Origin of the sequence: Maribacter polysaccharolyticus (genome assembly GCF_028882255.1) — a bacterium.
GTDB classification, from domain to species: Bacteria; Bacteroidota; Bacteroidia; order Flavobacteriales; family Flavobacteriaceae; genus Maribacter_A; species Maribacter_A polysaccharolyticus.
Genome location: NZ_JARBUY010000002.1, coordinates 799,342 through 817,668, shown reverse-complemented (window position 1 = coordinate 817,668; position 18,327 = coordinate 799,342). Strand labels below are relative to the sequence as shown.

The 18,327-nt window shown below is 43.2% G+C and carries 11 protein-coding genes; all 11 read right to left on the bottom strand.

The features are described 5' to 3' along the window. Positions 1-14: 14 nt before the first annotated feature. Entirely contained in the window at positions 15-1,502 is a 1,488-nt protein-coding gene (locus PHU20_RS09460) for a sulfatase family protein (RefSeq protein WP_274825110.1), read from the bottom strand. Between the two features lie 10 nt (positions 1,503-1,512). Then, positions 1,513-3,366 (bottom strand): beta-N-acetylhexosaminidase, encoded by a 1,854-nt coding sequence (locus PHU20_RS09455; RefSeq protein ID WP_274825109.1) that lies wholly within the window; start codon positions 3,364-3,366, stop codon positions 1,513-1,515. A 2-nt stretch (positions 3,367-3,368) separates the two neighbouring features. After that, positions 3,369-4,157: an SGNH/GDSL hydrolase family protein gene (locus PHU20_RS09450; RefSeq protein WP_274825108.1), complete on the bottom strand. Its 789-nt coding sequence runs from the start codon at positions 4,155-4,157 to the stop codon at positions 3,369-3,371. An 18-nt stretch (positions 4,158-4,175) separates the two neighbouring features. Then, positions 4,176-5,660: a sulfatase family protein gene (locus PHU20_RS09445; protein ID WP_274825107.1), complete on the bottom strand. Its 1,485-nt coding sequence runs from the start codon at positions 5,658-5,660 to the stop codon at positions 4,176-4,178. A 101-nt stretch (positions 5,661-5,761) separates the two neighbouring features. Then, a complete protein-coding gene (locus tag PHU20_RS09440) occupies positions 5,762-7,195 on the bottom strand; it encodes a glycoside hydrolase family 30 protein (protein WP_274825106.1) in 1,434 nt (477 codons plus the stop codon). 6 nt (positions 7,196-7,201) lie between these two features. After that, positions 7,202-9,901: a glycoside hydrolase family 3 C-terminal domain-containing protein gene (locus PHU20_RS09435; protein ID WP_274825105.1), complete on the bottom strand. Its 2,700-nt coding sequence runs from the start codon at positions 9,899-9,901 to the stop codon at positions 7,202-7,204. 7 nt (positions 9,902-9,908) lie between these two features. Further along, complete coding sequence (locus PHU20_RS09430) at positions 9,909-11,459, bottom strand: sulfatase family protein (protein WP_274825104.1); 1,551 nt, start codon at positions 11,457-11,459, stop codon at positions 9,909-9,911. Further along, positions 11,459-12,841: a sulfatase family protein gene (locus tag PHU20_RS09425; protein ID WP_274825103.1), complete on the bottom strand. Its 1,383-nt coding sequence runs from the start codon at positions 12,839-12,841 to the stop codon at positions 11,459-11,461. Before PHU20_RS09425 ends, PHU20_RS09430 begins: the two co-directional genes overlap by 1 nt. Positions 12,842-12,851: 10 nt before the next feature. Then, complete coding sequence (locus PHU20_RS09420; RefSeq protein WP_274825102.1) at positions 12,852-15,164, bottom strand: glycoside hydrolase family 95 protein; 2,313 nt, start codon at positions 15,162-15,164, stop codon at positions 12,852-12,854. Positions 15,165-15,204: 40 nt separating this feature from the next. Continuing rightward, complete coding sequence (locus PHU20_RS09415) at positions 15,205-16,977, bottom strand: arylsulfatase (protein WP_274825101.1); 1,773 nt, start codon at positions 16,975-16,977, stop codon at positions 15,205-15,207. A 6-nt stretch (positions 16,978-16,983) separates the two neighbouring features. Continuing rightward, positions 16,984-18,312, bottom strand: coding sequence for a sulfatase (locus PHU20_RS09410; protein ID WP_274825100.1), 1,329 nt, complete (start codon positions 18,310-18,312; stop codon positions 16,984-16,986). Between the last annotated feature and the right edge of the window lie 15 nt (positions 18,313-18,327).

Genomic DNA, 18,327 nt, shown 5'->3' with positions numbered 1-18,327 from the left:
TCTTTAAAGTGGTATCAATGTGTTGTTCCTGCTTCGCTATTCCCGGTTTTATAGATATCTATCGGCACATCATTTTTCTGTGACGTACCTACCGTTGTTCTCCCGTTATCAACAATCCGAATTAATTCCGCCGTCAATCGATTTACAATTCTTGGATGCTTTTTATACACATTCGTGGTTTCCCTCCAATCCTTTTTCATGTTATACAGCTGTATCTGGGGCAAACCCTCCATTATGGCTTTTTTATCTGTTGGGGCACTCCATCCTCCGGAACCTGGAGTCAATTCCAATTTCCATTTTTTATTTCTAATGGAGAATTTCCCATTAATGGAATGGTGCACCACCAATTCATAATCCGTTTTGGCCTTATTGTCTTTCAATAACGGAAGAATACTGTACGAATCCACACCATCATCGGCATCCAAATCCGCACCGGTGATCGCTGCACAGGTTGCCATTAAACTCGTCTGGCAGATAAGCTGGCTATTGGTTGTATTGGGTTTGATCTTCCCGGGCCATTTGACGATAAACGGGATCCGATGGCCACCTTCCCAAATATCTGATTTGTATCCCCTAAAATCCGCACTGGGGTAATGACCGAATTCTTTTTCCAATTTCCCTGCTTTGGCAACCGGGGCCGAACAACCATTGTCGCTGGTAAAGAAAACCAACGTATTATCCGCAATACCGTTTTTCTCCAAGGCTTCAAGTACACGACCCACCACATCATCGGTTTCCATCACGAAATCGGCATAAGCGCCCATACCACTTTTACCTTGCCAGGCCTCTGATGGCACTACAGGGCTATGGGGTGAATTCAAAGCCAAATACATAAAAAACGGCGTATCGTCCTTAGCCTCCTCTGCGATATAATTTTCAGCATTTTCGGCTAAAAATTGTAACATTTCAATGGGAGGCATCATATCGACCACTTTATCATCCTTTATAACTGTTTTCATAACCCTTGAATGGTGAAATCCTACATAGGAATCAAAACCACGTGTAATAGGTCCGTTTGGAACCGTTGATCCGATTGCCGGTCCAACAACTTTTTTACCATCATAAACCTGAACTGGATTACCTTCATCGTCAACAAACTTAAACCCAAGGTGCCATTTGCCAATGGCGGTTGTTTTATAGCCCACTTCCTTGAGCATTTTTGGCACCGTCATCCTATCGGCATCAATTAAAGGTTCCAATTCATCTCCACTTGCCAAAACACCTTTTTGTAATCTTGAACGCCATGAATATCGCCCGGTTAAAATGGCATATCGGGATGGTGTACATACGGCAGAGGCCGAGTGTGCATCGGTAAATGTCATCGCTTCTTTAGCGAACGCATCTATTTTCGGGGTTAGGATTTTTCCTTTTTCAGGGTTTAAGGCCTGTACATCCCCATACCCTAAATCATCACAGATGATGTAAACGATATTGGGTCTTTCTTGGGCCGTAAGTAACTGAAGACAAAAGAACAGTATCGGTAAGATTCCATATTTTTTCATAATCCCTTTTTTATTTCAATCTTAATTCCAAGGTTTTTCCTTTTTGTTCCCCTTTGTCATTGAACAAGGCGGCTTTAAGTAGGCTTTTGGGTTCTGCCCTAAACGCCTTGGTATATACCGCACTATCAATATCAGGTTCCGAGCCATCCAAGGTGTACCTGATCTCATACCCTACACTCTCGGTCTGTAAGTAGACGATGGCTTCACCATGCAATTCGTCAATCGTGTAGGACGGGTATACACTGTACAAACTTTTAGAGACGTTAATACCTTTACGCTCCAATTTGTCAAAATGGTAATCTTCCAAAGCGGTTTGAAAACGTTCCCAATTCTTGGTTTCGGGCAAACTCCATGAAACCTCAGCACTGGCTATTGCCCTAGGGTATAGCATATACTCGCAATGTTCTTGGGTAGGTGTAAACTCCCCCCATAAACTTGCTTGGTTACCCAGTACCAATTCTTTTTGGGCTTCAGTAAGTTCGGCTGCGACCGGCTCATGGCCATAAACCTTTGAAAGCGGTAAAACGACCTTTGGTCCTTCCGGTTCTGTAATGGTAGGTCCCTGTACCTGACTAATATAAGAATATTTATAGGATGTCATAATCGTAGGGTAACCTTCTTGGGGGGCCGTGATCTGTGGTGTGTATTTTCCTCTTCTCCAAGCCATGATCGTAGCTCCCGGGGCTCCATTTCCACTCAAAATCTCATCCCAACCGATCATGGTCTTCTTTTGTTTTTTAACCAATTCGTGAATACGCTGGATAAAATAACTTTGTAATTCTTCCTCATCCTCCAATCCGTTATCCAATTTTGCCTTTTGGCAATACGGACACTTTTTCCAGTTCTTTTTATTGCACTCATCACCGCCGATATGCAAATATTGGGAAGGGAACAATGCAGCGACTTCCTTAATGACGTCGTTCAGGAATCCATAGGAATATTCCTTACCTGGACAAACCGTATTGTCAGGGGCTTTACCGCCAACGGCCACTTCAAAATCGGCTTCTGGATCATCATAGCAAAACAGTTCAGGATAGGATGCCACAAGTGCTTTACTATGGCCGGGCACATCTATTTCAGGAATGATCTCGACATTCCTTACCTTGGCATAGGCGATAACTTCCTTGATTTCCTCTTGGGTATAAAACCCTCCAACGGTTTTGGGCTCTTCCGCTGTGGCTTTTTCCCTTTCCCACCATGCAATGCCACTTCTATCCGCTCTCCAAGCTCCTTTTTCCGTTAGCTTGGGATACTTTTTGATTTCGATACGCCACCCTTGGTCATCTGTTAAATGCCAGTGGAATTTGTTCACCTTGTAGGAAGAAAGTACGTCTATTTGTTTTAGGATAAATTCCTTGGGTTGAAAATGTCTGGAAACATCCAACATGATTCCACGCCATTGAAACCTGGGATTGTCCTTAACCTCCATAGCGGGTATACGGACTTCCCCGGTACTTTCCAATGGGAATGTTTGCCGTAAGGTCTGAAAGCCATTGAATAGTCCGGCATAGTCTTTTGCCATGACCACAATCGATTCGGGGCCAATAATAAGGTGATAGCCTTCTTCTTTTAACGAAGCCTTTTTTTCCAATTTAAATAGAATGTGTTTTTCCCCTTTATCGGGCCCGTTATAGGAATACACGAGGTTGAGACCTAAATCGGATTGTATCTTTTCAGCGACATAAGGTATGAGTTGTTCCCTGAATTTTTTGGGAACGATTACCTTAGTGATCTGGTCGAGAACAAACACGCCATCGGAAAACTGAACGGATTCGGGCTGTGGAATGAAATTCGGGGAATTCTTTTGTGCCTCCCCGGTTATGGAAATAAGAAATAATGATATAATGAGTACTATTCTGTTCATGATTACAAGTTTTCAGCAATAATTTTCGCAACTTCTTTCCCCTGTTCTTTTTTACCTAAATCGTTATAATGTACGTTATGGGGTTTTATGTACCAGTCCTTGGCATTGGGTTTGGTAAAGCTGTATAAATCGTTAATGGCAATTGATGGATAACCGGCCAAAACCTCCAAAGCCGCTTTGTTGTACTTTACACTATCGCCTGCAACCCTGCCATCGGCACCTTCATCAGGAACTGCGGTGGTCGTAGCAAAAATCAATTTTGCTTTTGGATATTCCTTCATCAGATATTCACAAATCCCATGTAGGTTTTCCTTATACTTTTCAATGGTGTTTACCTGCTTTCCGTTCTCTAAATCGAGCTTACCGTTTTTTACATATTTTAAATCGTGCAACCCGACATTAAAATGAATAACATCCCAATCGAAATCCCAACCACCTTTCAAGTAAGGCTGAAACATGGTCGTTTTCATTTTTTCCATAAAAGGGATGAACTTATTACTTGATTGTCCGTTTTTATGAAACCTAAACACATTGGCTTTTCCTTCCAATTCGGTTCTTACGGTTGGGGTATAGCCTATTGAAATGGAATCGCCATAAATAAACACATTGGGAAGTTTCTTATCCGGATTTACATATGCAAAGGCTTCACCCTTGTTCGCAAGCTTGCCCCATGCTTCCCTACATACCCCTTCATCGTACTTCCTTCTAAAAAAACCTGTCGATGCGCAGGAAGAAACCCCAATATAAATGGAGGTGGCCCCTACATACTTTAAAAATTTCCTTCTTTCCAATTTAATTCCGTTATGTGTTTATTCCTTACTACTTAATTTTAAAAATGCCTCTTCGGTCGCCAGAGGCAACATATTCGTTTTTCTAGCTCCTTTCGGCCCACCGCAACAATTCAATTTTTCAATAGGCACATTGTATAGGCTATCCACTGTTTTGGTATAAACAGGCTGTGCATCCCGATCAGGAAGACCATTCAATATACCTTCGAATTTTTCAAGTACCTGGGCCGATGCCCCTTCTCCAATCAGATTATGGGTTTCATAAGGGTCTGACTGTAAATCGAACACCCTTACAATGCGTTTTAAAGTATCGGTATACACCTTATATCGCCTATCGCGAAGCACACGGTCCCTAAATTGGAACCAATTTTCCATTCGATCGTCCTCACCTATTTTTGCCGATAGTCCTCCCATAGCCAATATCCAATCCCGCTTGCCGATTACACGCTCCCCTTTCAATACATCCGCAAATGAGTAGCCGTTCGTTTCGGCCTTATTCCCGACATTCGCCAAATCAAGTAATGTCGGGTATATGTCGGTAAAGTCGATAAGGGCATCGGTCGTAAAATGCATCTTATCGGGGGTCAAGACCAAAAAGGGCGCATTGATCCCGTTTTCGGTTAAAAACGATTTCCCTCCCCGAACATAAACCTCATCCCTTTTTCCTATGATGCCATTGGAGGTGCCATTATCGGTGGTGAATAGGAGGTATGTATTATCCAGCAAACCATTATCTTCCAATGACTTCACTATTTTCCCGATAATGAAATCGGTATAACGTACCATCGCCTGATGCTTTTGGTATTTGGTTTTTGCCTCAGGTTCGTGGGGTGTATGCACAAAAGGGGCATGTGTTAAAACCATTGGATAATAAACACAAAGGGGCTTATCCTTGTTCTTTGACATAAAGTCGATGATAAAATCCGAAAAAATATCGGGTCCAAATTCACCTTCATAGGTCTTGCTGCCATTTTTCGTGAAGATATAAGGGTCCCAATACCGATTTTCACTGGGTTTATTACCCGACTCGTACCCCGTCCACATACAATATTCCTGAAAACCCGCATTTTCCATGGCTTTGGGTTCGATCCTAAAATCATTGATCTGCCACTTTCCCGCTATACAGGTGGCATATCCGTCATTTTGCAAGGCTTTGGCAAAACTTGGATTTTTATCGGCATCAAAATTCACCCCATGCCCCCAACGGGGTACATCATAATGGTTTATCCACCCATTGGCAAACGGATATTGTCCTGTAATCAAGGCCACCCGACTGGGTGTACACTGTGGCATGGAGTAGGCATTGTCGAATGTAATTCCCGTTTCTGCCAACTTATTGATGTTAGGGGTTTCGATTTCCGTTGCCCCATACGATTCTATCCATTCTTTCCCCAGATCATCGACCATGATAAATACAAAGTTGGGTCTTTGAGGTACCTCCATCTGCTTACACCCTATCATTAGGGGAAGGAGCATTACCACCAACAACTTATATATCTTATTCATGATCGAACTATAATCTTTACCCTTTTGATTTACACCCCATAAAATGAGTGCACCCCAAATACATTCATAACCCTTTAATTTCCATTTAAGGCTTAAGCATATTAAATCGAAACCACCAAGGTGTTGAACGATTTACCCTCAATGGCTGCCTTTACGACTTCCTCCCCTATGGTAACATTGAGTTCTTGCTTTTCATCCGTATCGTTATACGTCAAAAGGACTACGGTTTTATCGGCTTCATTGTAAAAAGCAATGGTATTGTCGACATCCCCGGCAGCCAATAACTTTACAGAGCCTGGTGCCACATAAGCGCTCAAATGTTTCATTAAGTAGAATTCAGGATTGTACACGATGGCCTTGGTCTTACTGTCGATAGAGATCATTGAATTTTGTTTCCAACCCCATTGGCTTTTGCCCGTTTCATCCAATACCATATTCCAATACATGTACGAATTCGCGCCGTTTTCAAAATAATGCTTCATTAAGCCGAAGGTATGTTCAGCCGCTTTCCAATCGTTGGACCCATCTCCGCATTCGGTTTCGGTCTGCATCAATCGCATTTCGGGATAAGTGGCATGAACCGCTTCTATCGCCCCTTTACCGGCCCACTGAAAACCGATTCCATCTACATACTCTTTTGCATTCTTATACTCAATAACATCGGTTACCCTTTCCAATTGTGGACGCTCTACGGTACCCAACCAAATCTCCGTATCCAAGTTCTCCGATTCGAATTTGGGCCCTAAATAATCTGCAATGAAAATCCCTAAATCTTGAGGGTTCCAAACACAGGATGGAAAGTTTTGTGCAGAATTGTATTCGTTTTGAACATGTACCGCACTAATATCGATACCTGCTTCTTCGTAAGCTTTTACAAACTTCGCAAAGTACAATGCATACGCTTCAAAATATTCCGGTTCTGTAATAAAACGGGATACCAACTCTTCGGTTGAGCTCCATTCTTCCGGTAGATCGTTAAACTCGGGGTTCGACTTGCAGGCATAATGCTTACTGTGCTTCATCCAAGAAGGTGGACACCATGGAGAGGCCCAAACCTGTACGTTCGGATTTAACTTTTGTGCTTCCTTGATGTATGGGATCAACCGTTCCTTATCCCTATCGATACTGAAGTTTTCCATAGCGAAATCCCCCTCGGTTTCGTTATGGCTATACCAGTTAACCGCATAGTCATTGGCCCCTATCGGCATTCTACAAAGATTGAATTTGCAGCCCGAATCAGTGTTGAACAAGTCGTTTAGGATATCTTGCTTTTCTTCGGCAGTGACCATACCTAAGGCTTCCCAACCCAATTCATTGAAACAACCTCCGAATCCATCAATGGTCTGTTGCTTTTTGCTTAGATCCAAATCGATGGAAATTTTGGCCACCGCCCCCTCGGTGTTTCCGGTATAGACTTTGGTCTCCCAAGGCTTATCGTTGGTAGAACTTATCCAATTCACCTGTACATCAGGCTCCTGCGTACAGGAAGAAAACAATGCCAAAGCTATAACTGCTATTCCTTTTAATACTTTCATTACTTACTATTTTACGTTTAATATACCTCTTAGACGAATATCCTTTGATGACGCTCCGATCATGACCCTAAAATCCCCGGATTCCACTACCCGGTTCAAATCTTTATCCAGCATGGATAATTTTTCCGGATCCAGCTCAAATGTGACTTGCTTTTTCTCCCCCGCTTTCAATGAAATACGTTGAAACCCTTTCAATTCCTTTATAGGTCTTGACACTGAAGCCAATTCATCCCTGATATACAGTTGAACCACTTCATCCCCGTCAAATTGACCGGTATTCTCCACTGTACAGGAAACTTGGACGGTATCATTCTTGGCGATATTGTTTTTACTGAACTCAAGGTCGGTATATTCGAAAGACGAATAGCTCAACCCGTAACCGAAAGGAAACAAAGGTTGCCCGGTAAGGTTATGGTAATTATCGCCCCTTCCCGTGGGTTTATTGTTATAATACAACGGACATTGGGCCGCATCAACAGGGAAGGTAATGGGTAAACGCCCTGCCGGACTCACATCCCCGAACAACACATCGGCCAAGCCATTACCACCGTTTTCGCCCGGATACCAAGCCATCAATATTCCATCGACATTTGGTTTCCAATCGGCCATGGTAATGGCACTACCCCCAACGAGTATAACTACCGTGGGTTTACCTGTTTTAGCAACGGCGTTAATTAATCTTTCTTGATTTTCCGGTAAATCCAATAGGGCCCTGTCCCTGAATTCGCCCTCATGTATACCGGCAACCACTACAGCCACATCGCTTTTTTTAGCTGCTGAAACTGCATCTGAAATTTGTTTGTCCAAATTGTCCACTACACCATGATCCCATATCATCTTGAACTTGGCATTCCCTGCGGATTCAAAATACTCCAATTTTATATCATATTCCCTACCTGCTTGGAACCTGAACGGTTTTACTACGGTGTTATAGGATTGTTTCTGCCAATTGTCGATAATCAATTCCCCGTCCAAGTAAAATCGATACCCGTCATTTCCTTCAATACCGATATGGACCAAACCTGATTTGGGCGCCTTTAATTTCCCTGTCCATCGTGCAGAAAACCAATCGTAGGGTAAATCCTCATGCGGGGAAAAGAGGGTCCATCCAAATTGGATCTTTTTATCGATTCGCTCCACTTTTGGCGTACCGCTAAGTTTGATATTATCAAAATACGATGCACTTAGGCCGGCCTTTTTTTCTCCATCTTCAACGGTAGAAAGGAATTCTGGGGCAACCACTTTATAGGATTCTTCTTTAAAGGTAACTCCTTCTGCATAGGAAACATTGGCCTCCCCAATTTTATTGACGACCCCATCATATATGGAGACTTTGTCGTTACCGGGACCGCTATACCCCCCTAAACGGGCAGCCTTGGCATCATACCCGATAAGGGCCACTTTGGCCGCCTTTTTCAACGGCAACACTTGATCTTGATTCTTTAACAATACCATGGATTTGGCCGCTGCTGTCCGGGCCAACTCCCTATGGTCTTTGTGACCGTTCCAAAGTGCAGCTTCCTTTGCATCGACATATGGATCCTCGAACAATCCCAATTCGAATTTTGCCTTTAGGATACGACTTACCGCTTCGTCTATGGCGGCTAAGTCAACCATCCCTTTTTCATAGGCTTCCCAGAAAAGTGGATAGTGATTGTAATTGGTTTGAAACATGACATCCAATCCCGCTTCAACGGCGTCTTCGGTGGATTCTGCGTAGTTTGCCGCAGTAAAATGCAACACATTGGCCCCTCCCGTTGCTCCCGCATCAGAAATCACAAACCCGTCAAAGCCCCATTCTTCTTTCAACTTTTTTCGAAGCAACCATTCGTTTGAGGTAGACGGACTACCATCAACAGAATTATAGGCCGTCATTACAGACCTTGCCCCGGTTTTTTGAAATACGGTTTTAAATGCCGGAAAATAGATTTCCTCCAACAGGCGTTCGTTAAAACTAATAGGGTAACTGTCCCTGCCTCCTGCGCCCACATTGGCCACAAAATGTTTTGGCGTGGTAATGACATCCTCACGTTCAAAGGCCCCTATAAAAGCAGATGCCATTTGTGTGGTCAAATAGGGATCCTCCCCATAGGTCTCCTCAACACGCCCCCAACGTACATCCCTGGCGATATTCAGAACAGGTGAAAGTATTTGTCTAATACCCCTGGTTTTGGTTTCTTTTGTAATCGCTTTGGCCACATTCCCCACTAAAGTGGTATCCCAGGTCGCGGCCAAAGCGATAGCCTGTGGATAAGCCGTGGCTCCATCACGGGCCAAACCATGCAAGGCTTCATTAAACGGGATGATAGGAATGCCCAAACGCGACTCCTCTATAAAGTAACGTTGTATTTCATTAATTTCCTCTGCCATTTGTTTGGCACTTCCCGTTGAACCGTAGTCCATAATTTGTTCAGCGGCATTGTCATTCTTTCCTTTGGATGAAATCTGGAAACCGAAAATACCATGCTTCAACTTATCTTTTCCAATGCTTAAATCCCCGGGAATCATGAACATTTGCCAGAACTTTTCTTCCAATGTCATTCGACCCAATAAATCTTCAACACGTTCATCGACAGAAAGGTTGGGATCCTTATAAGCCGGATTTTCATCGTCCCGATTTTGGGAACATGACCAAATACATATTCCAGTAAGGGCAATCAGTGTTATTCTTCGTAAGTATTTCAACTTGTATACTTTTAAATTCATGTTGACTTTATTTTATGTGCTCCAATTGTGGCCAATCCTCAACGGCGTCATTCTTTTGCTTTTCCCCCTCGGTACTTCTACCGTTATTGATGATTTGCAGTAAATCGGTCCTATATTCGGCGATTACTTCCGGAAATTCGGCTTGGAGGTTGTTTTGTTCTGCCATATCCACTTTTACATTATAGAGCTGCACTTTGGGTAAAGTGTCCAAAATCGCTTTCTTTACATTCTTACTTGGGTAGCTCCAACCACCGGAACCGAAACAAAAATTGACTTTATAGTCTCCTTTTCTATAGGCGAACTCCCCATCAACGGAATGGTGTACAATACTTTTCCTTAAAGGTTTTTGCGATTTTATGTTCGTTGCCGCAAGGTGACTATAGCTATCAACAGCTACATCATCGGCATAATCGACCCCTATTAAATCGGCTACGGTCGCAAACAAATCCGTAGTACAAACCAACTGATCCGATTTGGTGGGTTCAATGGTTCCTTTCCAACTCATGATATACGGTACGCGATGGCCTCCTTCATAAATATCGGATTTAAAACCCCTAAAGACATAACTTGGATTATGCCCTTTGGCCTTTAGTTGTTTATAATTGGCAGCGGGGGAACAACCGTTATCACTGGTAAAAACGATCAATGTGTTTTCGGAAATCCCATTTTGTTCCAATGCCTTTGTGACTTCACCAACCACCCAATCAACCATTAAAACAAAATCCCCATATGGGTTATCCAAGCCACTTTTCCCTTGAAACTCCTTGGTGGGAAGAATAGGGGTATGCGGTGCAGGTAATGGCATATAAATGAAAAACGGTTTATCCTTATTGGCATTTTCAGCAATAAAATTCACCGTGCGTTCCGTAATCTCCGGCAGGGCCTCTTCATGGGAAAAATCTTTGGATGTCGGTCCTTTTCTCCAGGTTGCCTGACCTTTTTTGCCCTTGGTGGTATCTGTCGGCACCCTAGTTGGCATGCCATTTTCAACCCATACATAAGGGGGCATATCCAAAGAACCACAAAAGCCATAACTATAATCGAATCCGTGGGTATTCGGTCCGTTTTTAACCGGTATGGTATAATCTACCGCGGGACGGGCCTTTAGATGGTCAATATCCAATGAATCGGTATTTTCCAAGGCCCAATCCCACCCTAAGTGCCATTTTCCGATATATGCCGTAGCGTACCCATTTTCATTCAAAAAATCGGCAACCGTCGTTTCCTCTTGTTGTATGAGTGATTTGGAATACCCGCTTAACACCCCTTTTTTAAGGGTGGTACGCCAATTATAACGTCCTGTCAAAACACCATAACGGGTGGGCGTACAAACCGAAGAACTGGTATGCGCATCGGTGAACATGACGCCTTCTGAAGCCAGGTTATCGATGTACTGTGTCTTTATCTTGGAATTCTCATTATACGATGAAACATCGCCATACCCCAAATCATCAGCCAATATATAAATGATGTTGGGTTGTACTGGCTCCTTTTTTGACTTGCACGAGCATAGTACAACACTGAGTACTGCTATTTTCAGAATCGATTGTATTGACATTATTTCTTTAATAAATGTTCCTTATTCCTTTTGTTCCCTTGTAGCTCCTTATCAAACCCTTCCATCATTTTTTGCAATTTTTCAACGATTTTAGGGTGTTCGGAGGCTATATTCCTACTTTCTGAAATGTCTTCCTTCAGGTTATATAAAGCGACCCCGTCTGTGGTAACCCTTAATTTCCAATCGCCTTTTCGCACGGCTTCCAAGGTTGATTCCTTATAGTAATAAAACCCTTCCTTGTAATGGGGTGATTTACTTTTCTTACCGGACAACAATTTCCAGATATTCTTGCCATCGATAGGTTTTTCGGGTAATGCACTATGGGTCAAATAGGCTAATGTGGGTAAGATATCAATCGTTGAAGCAAGCTCGTTGCAAACGGTATTCGCCGGTATTTTCCCCTTCCATTGTGCGATCATGGGCTCACGCATGCCGCCTTCATAGGTGTCGAACTTATAACCCCGCAATGGATAGGCGCTACCGCCATGTCCGTTCTTTAAATTCCACGGTCCGTTATCCGAAGTAAAGATCACCAAAGTATTGTCGTCCAAGCCTAAAGTGTCCAAGGTTTTTAAAATTTCACCTACACTCCAATCAATTTCCTCGATCACGTCCCCATACAGACCTCGTTTACTCTTTCCTTTAAATGCTTCTGAGGCATGTAATGGAATATGGGGCATTGAGTGTGCCAGGTATAAAAAGAAAGGGCCTTCTTTATGCTCTTCAATAAACTCCAATGCCTTTTTGGTATAGCGCTGGGTCAATGTGTTTTGATCTACGGGATATTCGATGATTTCGTTTTGCTCGGTTAACGGAACTTTACCTTTCCTCCATTTCTTTTGCCTAAGGCTATCCATGGTCATCCCTTCCCTGAATAAAATGTGTTTTGAGACCTTTGCTTCTGGATAAACCGACATATCGTTGCTATATGGAATACCATAATACATATCGAATCCTTGGGCGGTCGGCATATATTGATCCTTATCCCCTAAATGCCATTTCCCGATACAAGCCGTGGCATACTCTTGGGTTTTCAGCATATCGGCTATCGTATACTCCTCATTCGACAATCCCCCGGGTTTGTTGGGCCATAGCACTTCGGGCACTCCGATACGGGGAGGGTATGCCCCTGTTAACAACGCCGCCCTCGAGGGTGAACATACTGAGGATGCCGAATAAAAATCGGTAAACTTCATCCCGTTTGATGCCATCGTATCCAAGTTTGGCGTACTGATCAAAGGGGACCCAAAAACCCCGACATCCTGATAGCCTTGATCGTCGGTGAAGATCAGTATCACGTTGGGTTTTTCTGTTTTCTTTTGGGCCAAGACCAAATGGCTCCAACCAAAAACAAGGGTCAAAAGGATTGCTAATTTTTTCATGTCTGCTATTTTATAATGATTGTAATGTGCCATCAAAAGAATATGTTCCGCCCTTTTCAGTTTCAAATTCCATTTGCTTATCCTCATATACCAAAATACACTTGCCACCAGCTTTCGATAATACCTTGACGCCGGTCAGCCGCGAATCTTCCCAAGTGAAATCCAACTCAAAACCACCTCGGGCGCAAACGCCGGAAATACTTCCCTGTGGTAGTGCCTGCGGTAAAGCCGGTAGTAGTTCTATCTTCCCCAATTGACTTTGAATAAGCATTTCCAAGATACCCGAAGCCCCTCCGAAATTCCCGTCGATTTGAAACGGTGGATGTGCATCGAACAAATTGGAATACGAGCCACCCCCGACTTTACCATCCGGTTTTTCGGCAGGACTCAGTAGTTTATGCAATAGTTCATAAGCATGATCCCCATCTTTAAACCTCGACCAGAAATTGATTTTCCAAGCCAAACTCCATCCGGTGCCATTATCCCCTCTGAATCTTAAGGATTGTTTTGCGGCCTCCATGAATTCGGGAGTATCCTCATAGTTGATTTCATTCCAAGGGTGAACCCCCCATAAATGGGATACATGCCTATGATGTACCTCGGGATCGTCCTTATCTTCCAACCACTCTTGTAACTGCCCATGTTTACCAATTTGGTTTGGCGCTATTTGTGGAATAAGGGTTTTCAATTCGGCTGTAAAATCGGCGTCCTCGCCTAAAATAGCAGCTGCCTCAATAGTGATATCGAACAAGGCCCTTATAATCTGATGGTCCATGGTCGGCCCGGCTACCAAACCTCCTATTTCCGGGGAATTGGATGGGGAACTTATTAAATATCCTGTTTGTGGGTCTTTGTATAAATATTGGGAATAGAACAAGGCCGCCTCCCGAATAAGCGGATATCTTTCTTTTAGAAACCCTTTGTCCTGTGTAAACAGATAGTGCTCCCAAATATGGGTGCTCAGCCAACCTGCCCCTCCCAACCAAATACCATGGTGTGAAGCATTGACCGGGGCCGCACCACGCCAGATATCCACATTATGGTGTGCGATCCAACCGTCGGCATTGTAATGCGCCTTAGCAACCTTTGCCCCCGTAATCGATAGGTCTTCAATTAAATCGAACAAGGGTTCGTGGCATTCACTTAAGTTATACATTTCTACCGGCCAGTAGTTCATTTCCAAATTAATATTCGTGGTGTAACTACTAAACCATGGGGGGGTTAATTGATCATTCCAAATACCCTGAAGTGTAGCCGGTTTTGTTCCCGGACGACTACTGGCAATGGTCAAATAGCGTGCGTACTCCACATACAAGGCCACCAATTGCGGATCATTGGGATCTTTCCAGAAATCGTAAATCCTTTGATTGGTCGGATTTGCCGATTTACCGTTATCCCCAAAACTGATCTCAAAACGGTTGAATAACGATTGATAATCCGCAATGTGTTTCGACTTAACGGCTTCGTAATCGGTATTCGAAACCTTGGCCAAGGTTTCCGGAACTATTTTTTCAGGGTTGCCCGACACATCTTCAAAATCGATATAATTCGTTGCAGCGGTCAAATAGACCGTCGCTTTTGAAGCTTTGGTTATTTGAAGTTTCCCTTCGGTGTTTTCAATATTCCCGTCGGTTACTATCTTCAAGGTTGAAACACCTCTTAAAACACCATCCTTCACCTTTACCACCAAGGTTTGCGAATCGTTTGATGTCACTACGGATTTGTCTTCATGGATGGCATCCAACCACAAGTCGAAATTAAGGGCTTTGGCTTTACTCGCCGTTAAGTGTATGGCAATAACTTGATCAGGAAAACTGGAGAATACCTCCCGCTTATAATCCACATCGTTAACCGTATATGATACCGAACCAACGGCATTATTTAAATTTAGTTCGCGTTTATAGTTTTTGAAGTTGTCATGATCTTTAAAATCGATATAAATATCACCAAACGGCTGATAATGAATTTGTTTTATGGGATCACTCATAAAATGGTCCTGAGCCAATTTTTGAGCTTCAAGCTGTTTACCCTCAGTTAATAATTCCCTGATTTCCCCGAGATATTCGCCTGCACCTTCGTGGGCATAATCATGGGGCTGTCCACGCCAAAGGGTTTCTTCATTAAACTGGATATGTTCCTGGGCCACACCACCGTAGATCATTGCGCCCAAACTACCATTTCCAATTGGTAGGGCTTCCGTCCATTTTTCAGCTGCTTGAGTGTATTGAAGACCAAAGCCTTCTTTTTGTTGCCCCCCATCCTTGGGGTTTGCACAAAAAGTCAAGGTTACACCTAAAAGCAGTACCCATAACTTATTAATCATGTTGTTCATTTCTGTTTTCATTGTGTCGACCCCTTGGTTATTATCCTTTTATCTCCATATAGAATGGATATGTGAATTTTAATTCCCCTTTTTGTGCTAGATACAATTTCGGCATGATGGTCAATGTGCCTTTGTTCAATTTTACATTGGGAAATTGCAGGCTGGTCTGGCCTTCACCCTCAAAATCGATGGTTTTGGTCTCGTCCCCTATGATCAATTCCAATGTGCCATTGGTATCCAATCCACGATCTAAATGAACCGTAATATCAAAAGATTTGGAGGCATCGACTTCGACATCCCAATACATCAATTGTTCTTTTTTACCTTCTTGTTTTATAAAGTGTGCATCGTTTTGATTTAACATCACGGGATTCTCGTACTCCGTACCTATGATAGGCTTAGGGGAATTTAGTATATGCTCGGAAGACTCCATGGAATCGAGCCATTTGTCCATTTCCGATTTTAGTTCGGTCACCATCCCACGGTTGTTTTCAGAAATATCATTTCTTTCAAAGGGATCTTTACTCAAATCGAACAATTCGAACTTATCATTACCCTCATCGTCCTTACCTACACCTACAAGTTTTAGATCTCCTTTTCTGGTGGATACGTTTCGGTACCTTACCGGAGCTGCCCTCGCCCAATACCTACTGATGTACCGTTCTGATAGATCTTCTGTAGACTTGGTCAATAAAGGCATTAGACTCCTTCCTTCTATATCCAAATCGGTCGGTATCTTGGCGCCGGTCAATTCTGCTATGGTTGGCAAAATATCGTAATGGGCGGCAGGGGTCTTTATGTCCCTGGCTTCTTTAAATGCTTTTGGATAGTACCAAAAACTCGGTACCCGTACCCCACCTTGGAACACAGAACCTTTTCTACCACGCATACCGGCTACATATCTTGGGTGCTGTGGACCATTGTCGGTCATAAAAATGACCAGCGTATTCTCCTCTAGCCCCAGGGTTTCCAATTTATTGAAGAGCAAACGTAGGTTGTCATCGATATTGGTAACCATACCGTAAACCTTCCTAGCATTTTCACGACTGTGTTCCGTTACTTCCGGATATGGCATGCCTTGGTCTATCAGCCCCGCATCGGGATCCGTATCCTTATACATGTCATAGTATTCTTGCGGTAATTGTAACGGCCCGTGAGGAGCGTTGTATGATAAATACAGGAAGAACGGATTACTTTTATTTTCTTCGACATAATCCAGTGCAGCTTCTGTCAACACATCGGTACAATACCCCTTCGTCTGTACCTGCTTCCCGTTTTCCCAAAGGATGGGATCAAAATAACTGCTATCCCTTTTTAAGGTATTGGGCCAATCCCCGTATTGACCTATTCCACCAGAGAGATGATTAAACGTATAATCGAAACCTTGATCCTGGGGACGCATGGGATAATTGTCCCCTAAATGCCATTTGCCGATCATACCCGTTTTATAGTCAGCTTCTTTTAAAAGCTCTGCTATCGTAACTTCTGAAGGTGCCATCATGGCCCCACCCATATAGGTATCATGGACCCCTGTACTCATACAGTATTTACCGGTCATAATCGCAGAGCGGGTAGGGGCACAAACCGGATTTACCAAAAACTCATCAAAACGTACACTACGCGCTGCCAAACTATCCAAAACAGGGGTTTTGATATTGGGGTTCCCATAATAGCCCAAATCGCCAAAACCTTGATCATCGGTAATGATCAAAATAACATTGGGCTTAGTCGTTTCGTCAGCTTTTTTGGGTTGTGAACAACTGGCCAGAACCAATAGTAAAACCAATAGGTTTGTGTAAATGAATCGTTTCATGATTACTTATTTTGTTTTGGTTGCATAAACATCTTCACTCCAGTCGTTTAATTTTCCGAGCATTGTTCCAACCCTTTCAGGATGTTGTCCCGCTACATTATCGTTCTCCCCGATATCTTCCTTTAGGTTGTACAATAAAGGCTCTGCATCCTTTTTTTGTAAAATGAGTTTCCAGTCGCCTTGTCGTATGGCTTTTCTACCGGCATATCCCCAAAATAAATCCCGTTGTGGCAAGGCTTCCCCTACAAGGAGGTTATTCTTGACACTAATACCATCCAATCCTTTTGGGATTTCAGCTCCGACCAAATCCATAATGGTGGGGAAAAGATCCATGGTTAAAATGGTCTCATCATTAACCTGATTTGGGGCGATTCTACCCGGATACCATGCCATGGCGGATACCCGATGTCCGCCTTCCCATAAGGTGGATTTGTAGCCTCTTAAACCGCCATTGCTACCGACTTTTCTTGAAGCACCGTTATCCGAACAAAAGAACACCAAAGTGTTTTTATCAAGCTTCAGTTTTTTTAAGGTTTCCATAACCTCACCAATGCCTTCATCCATAACTTCGACCATTTCTTTATAAATGGCGTTAAGTTCTTCTTCGGATACTTTCTTTTTCTGTTTGGCTCCGTCTTTCCATCCCACATAGCGTTCTGCTTCCGATTTACGCCCTTGAAACGGACCGTGAGGTGCTTCATGGGGAATGTAAAGTAAAAAAGGTTCGTCTTTATGGCGTTCAATAAAATCCACGGAATGTTTCGTGATCAAATCTGTTGAATACCCTTTTTCATTTTTTATGGTATCCCCTACCCACCAATCTTCGTATCCTTCCTGATCGATATGGGAATGATAATCCACATTACCCGAAACATAACCGATATACTCATCGAAGCCTTGCTGTATGGGGTTGAATTTGGTTTGATACCCAACATGCCATTTCCCGAACATGCCGGTAACATACCCCGCTTCTTTTATCGCTTCAGCAAACGTTTTTTCACTGGGATCCAAACCTTTGTCACGATGATGTTTGGCCGTCACGACTCCATCTATACCAACGCGTTGTTGATATTTCCCTGTCAATAGGGCTGCCCGTGTAGGACTACAAACGGATCCGTTGGCATGAAAGTCGGTAAACCTGACCCCTTCGGCCGCCATATTATCCAAGTTGGGCGTATTGATCAATGTACTCCCGTAACATGATAAATCGCCATACCCCATATCATCGGCCATAATAATGATGATATTCGGTTTTTCCTGTTTTTGAGCCGTACAATGGGTCATTGCCAATGCAAAAAGGAAAAGGATGGGAAGTTTGATAAGTTTATCGATCATAACGGTTTTAGAAAA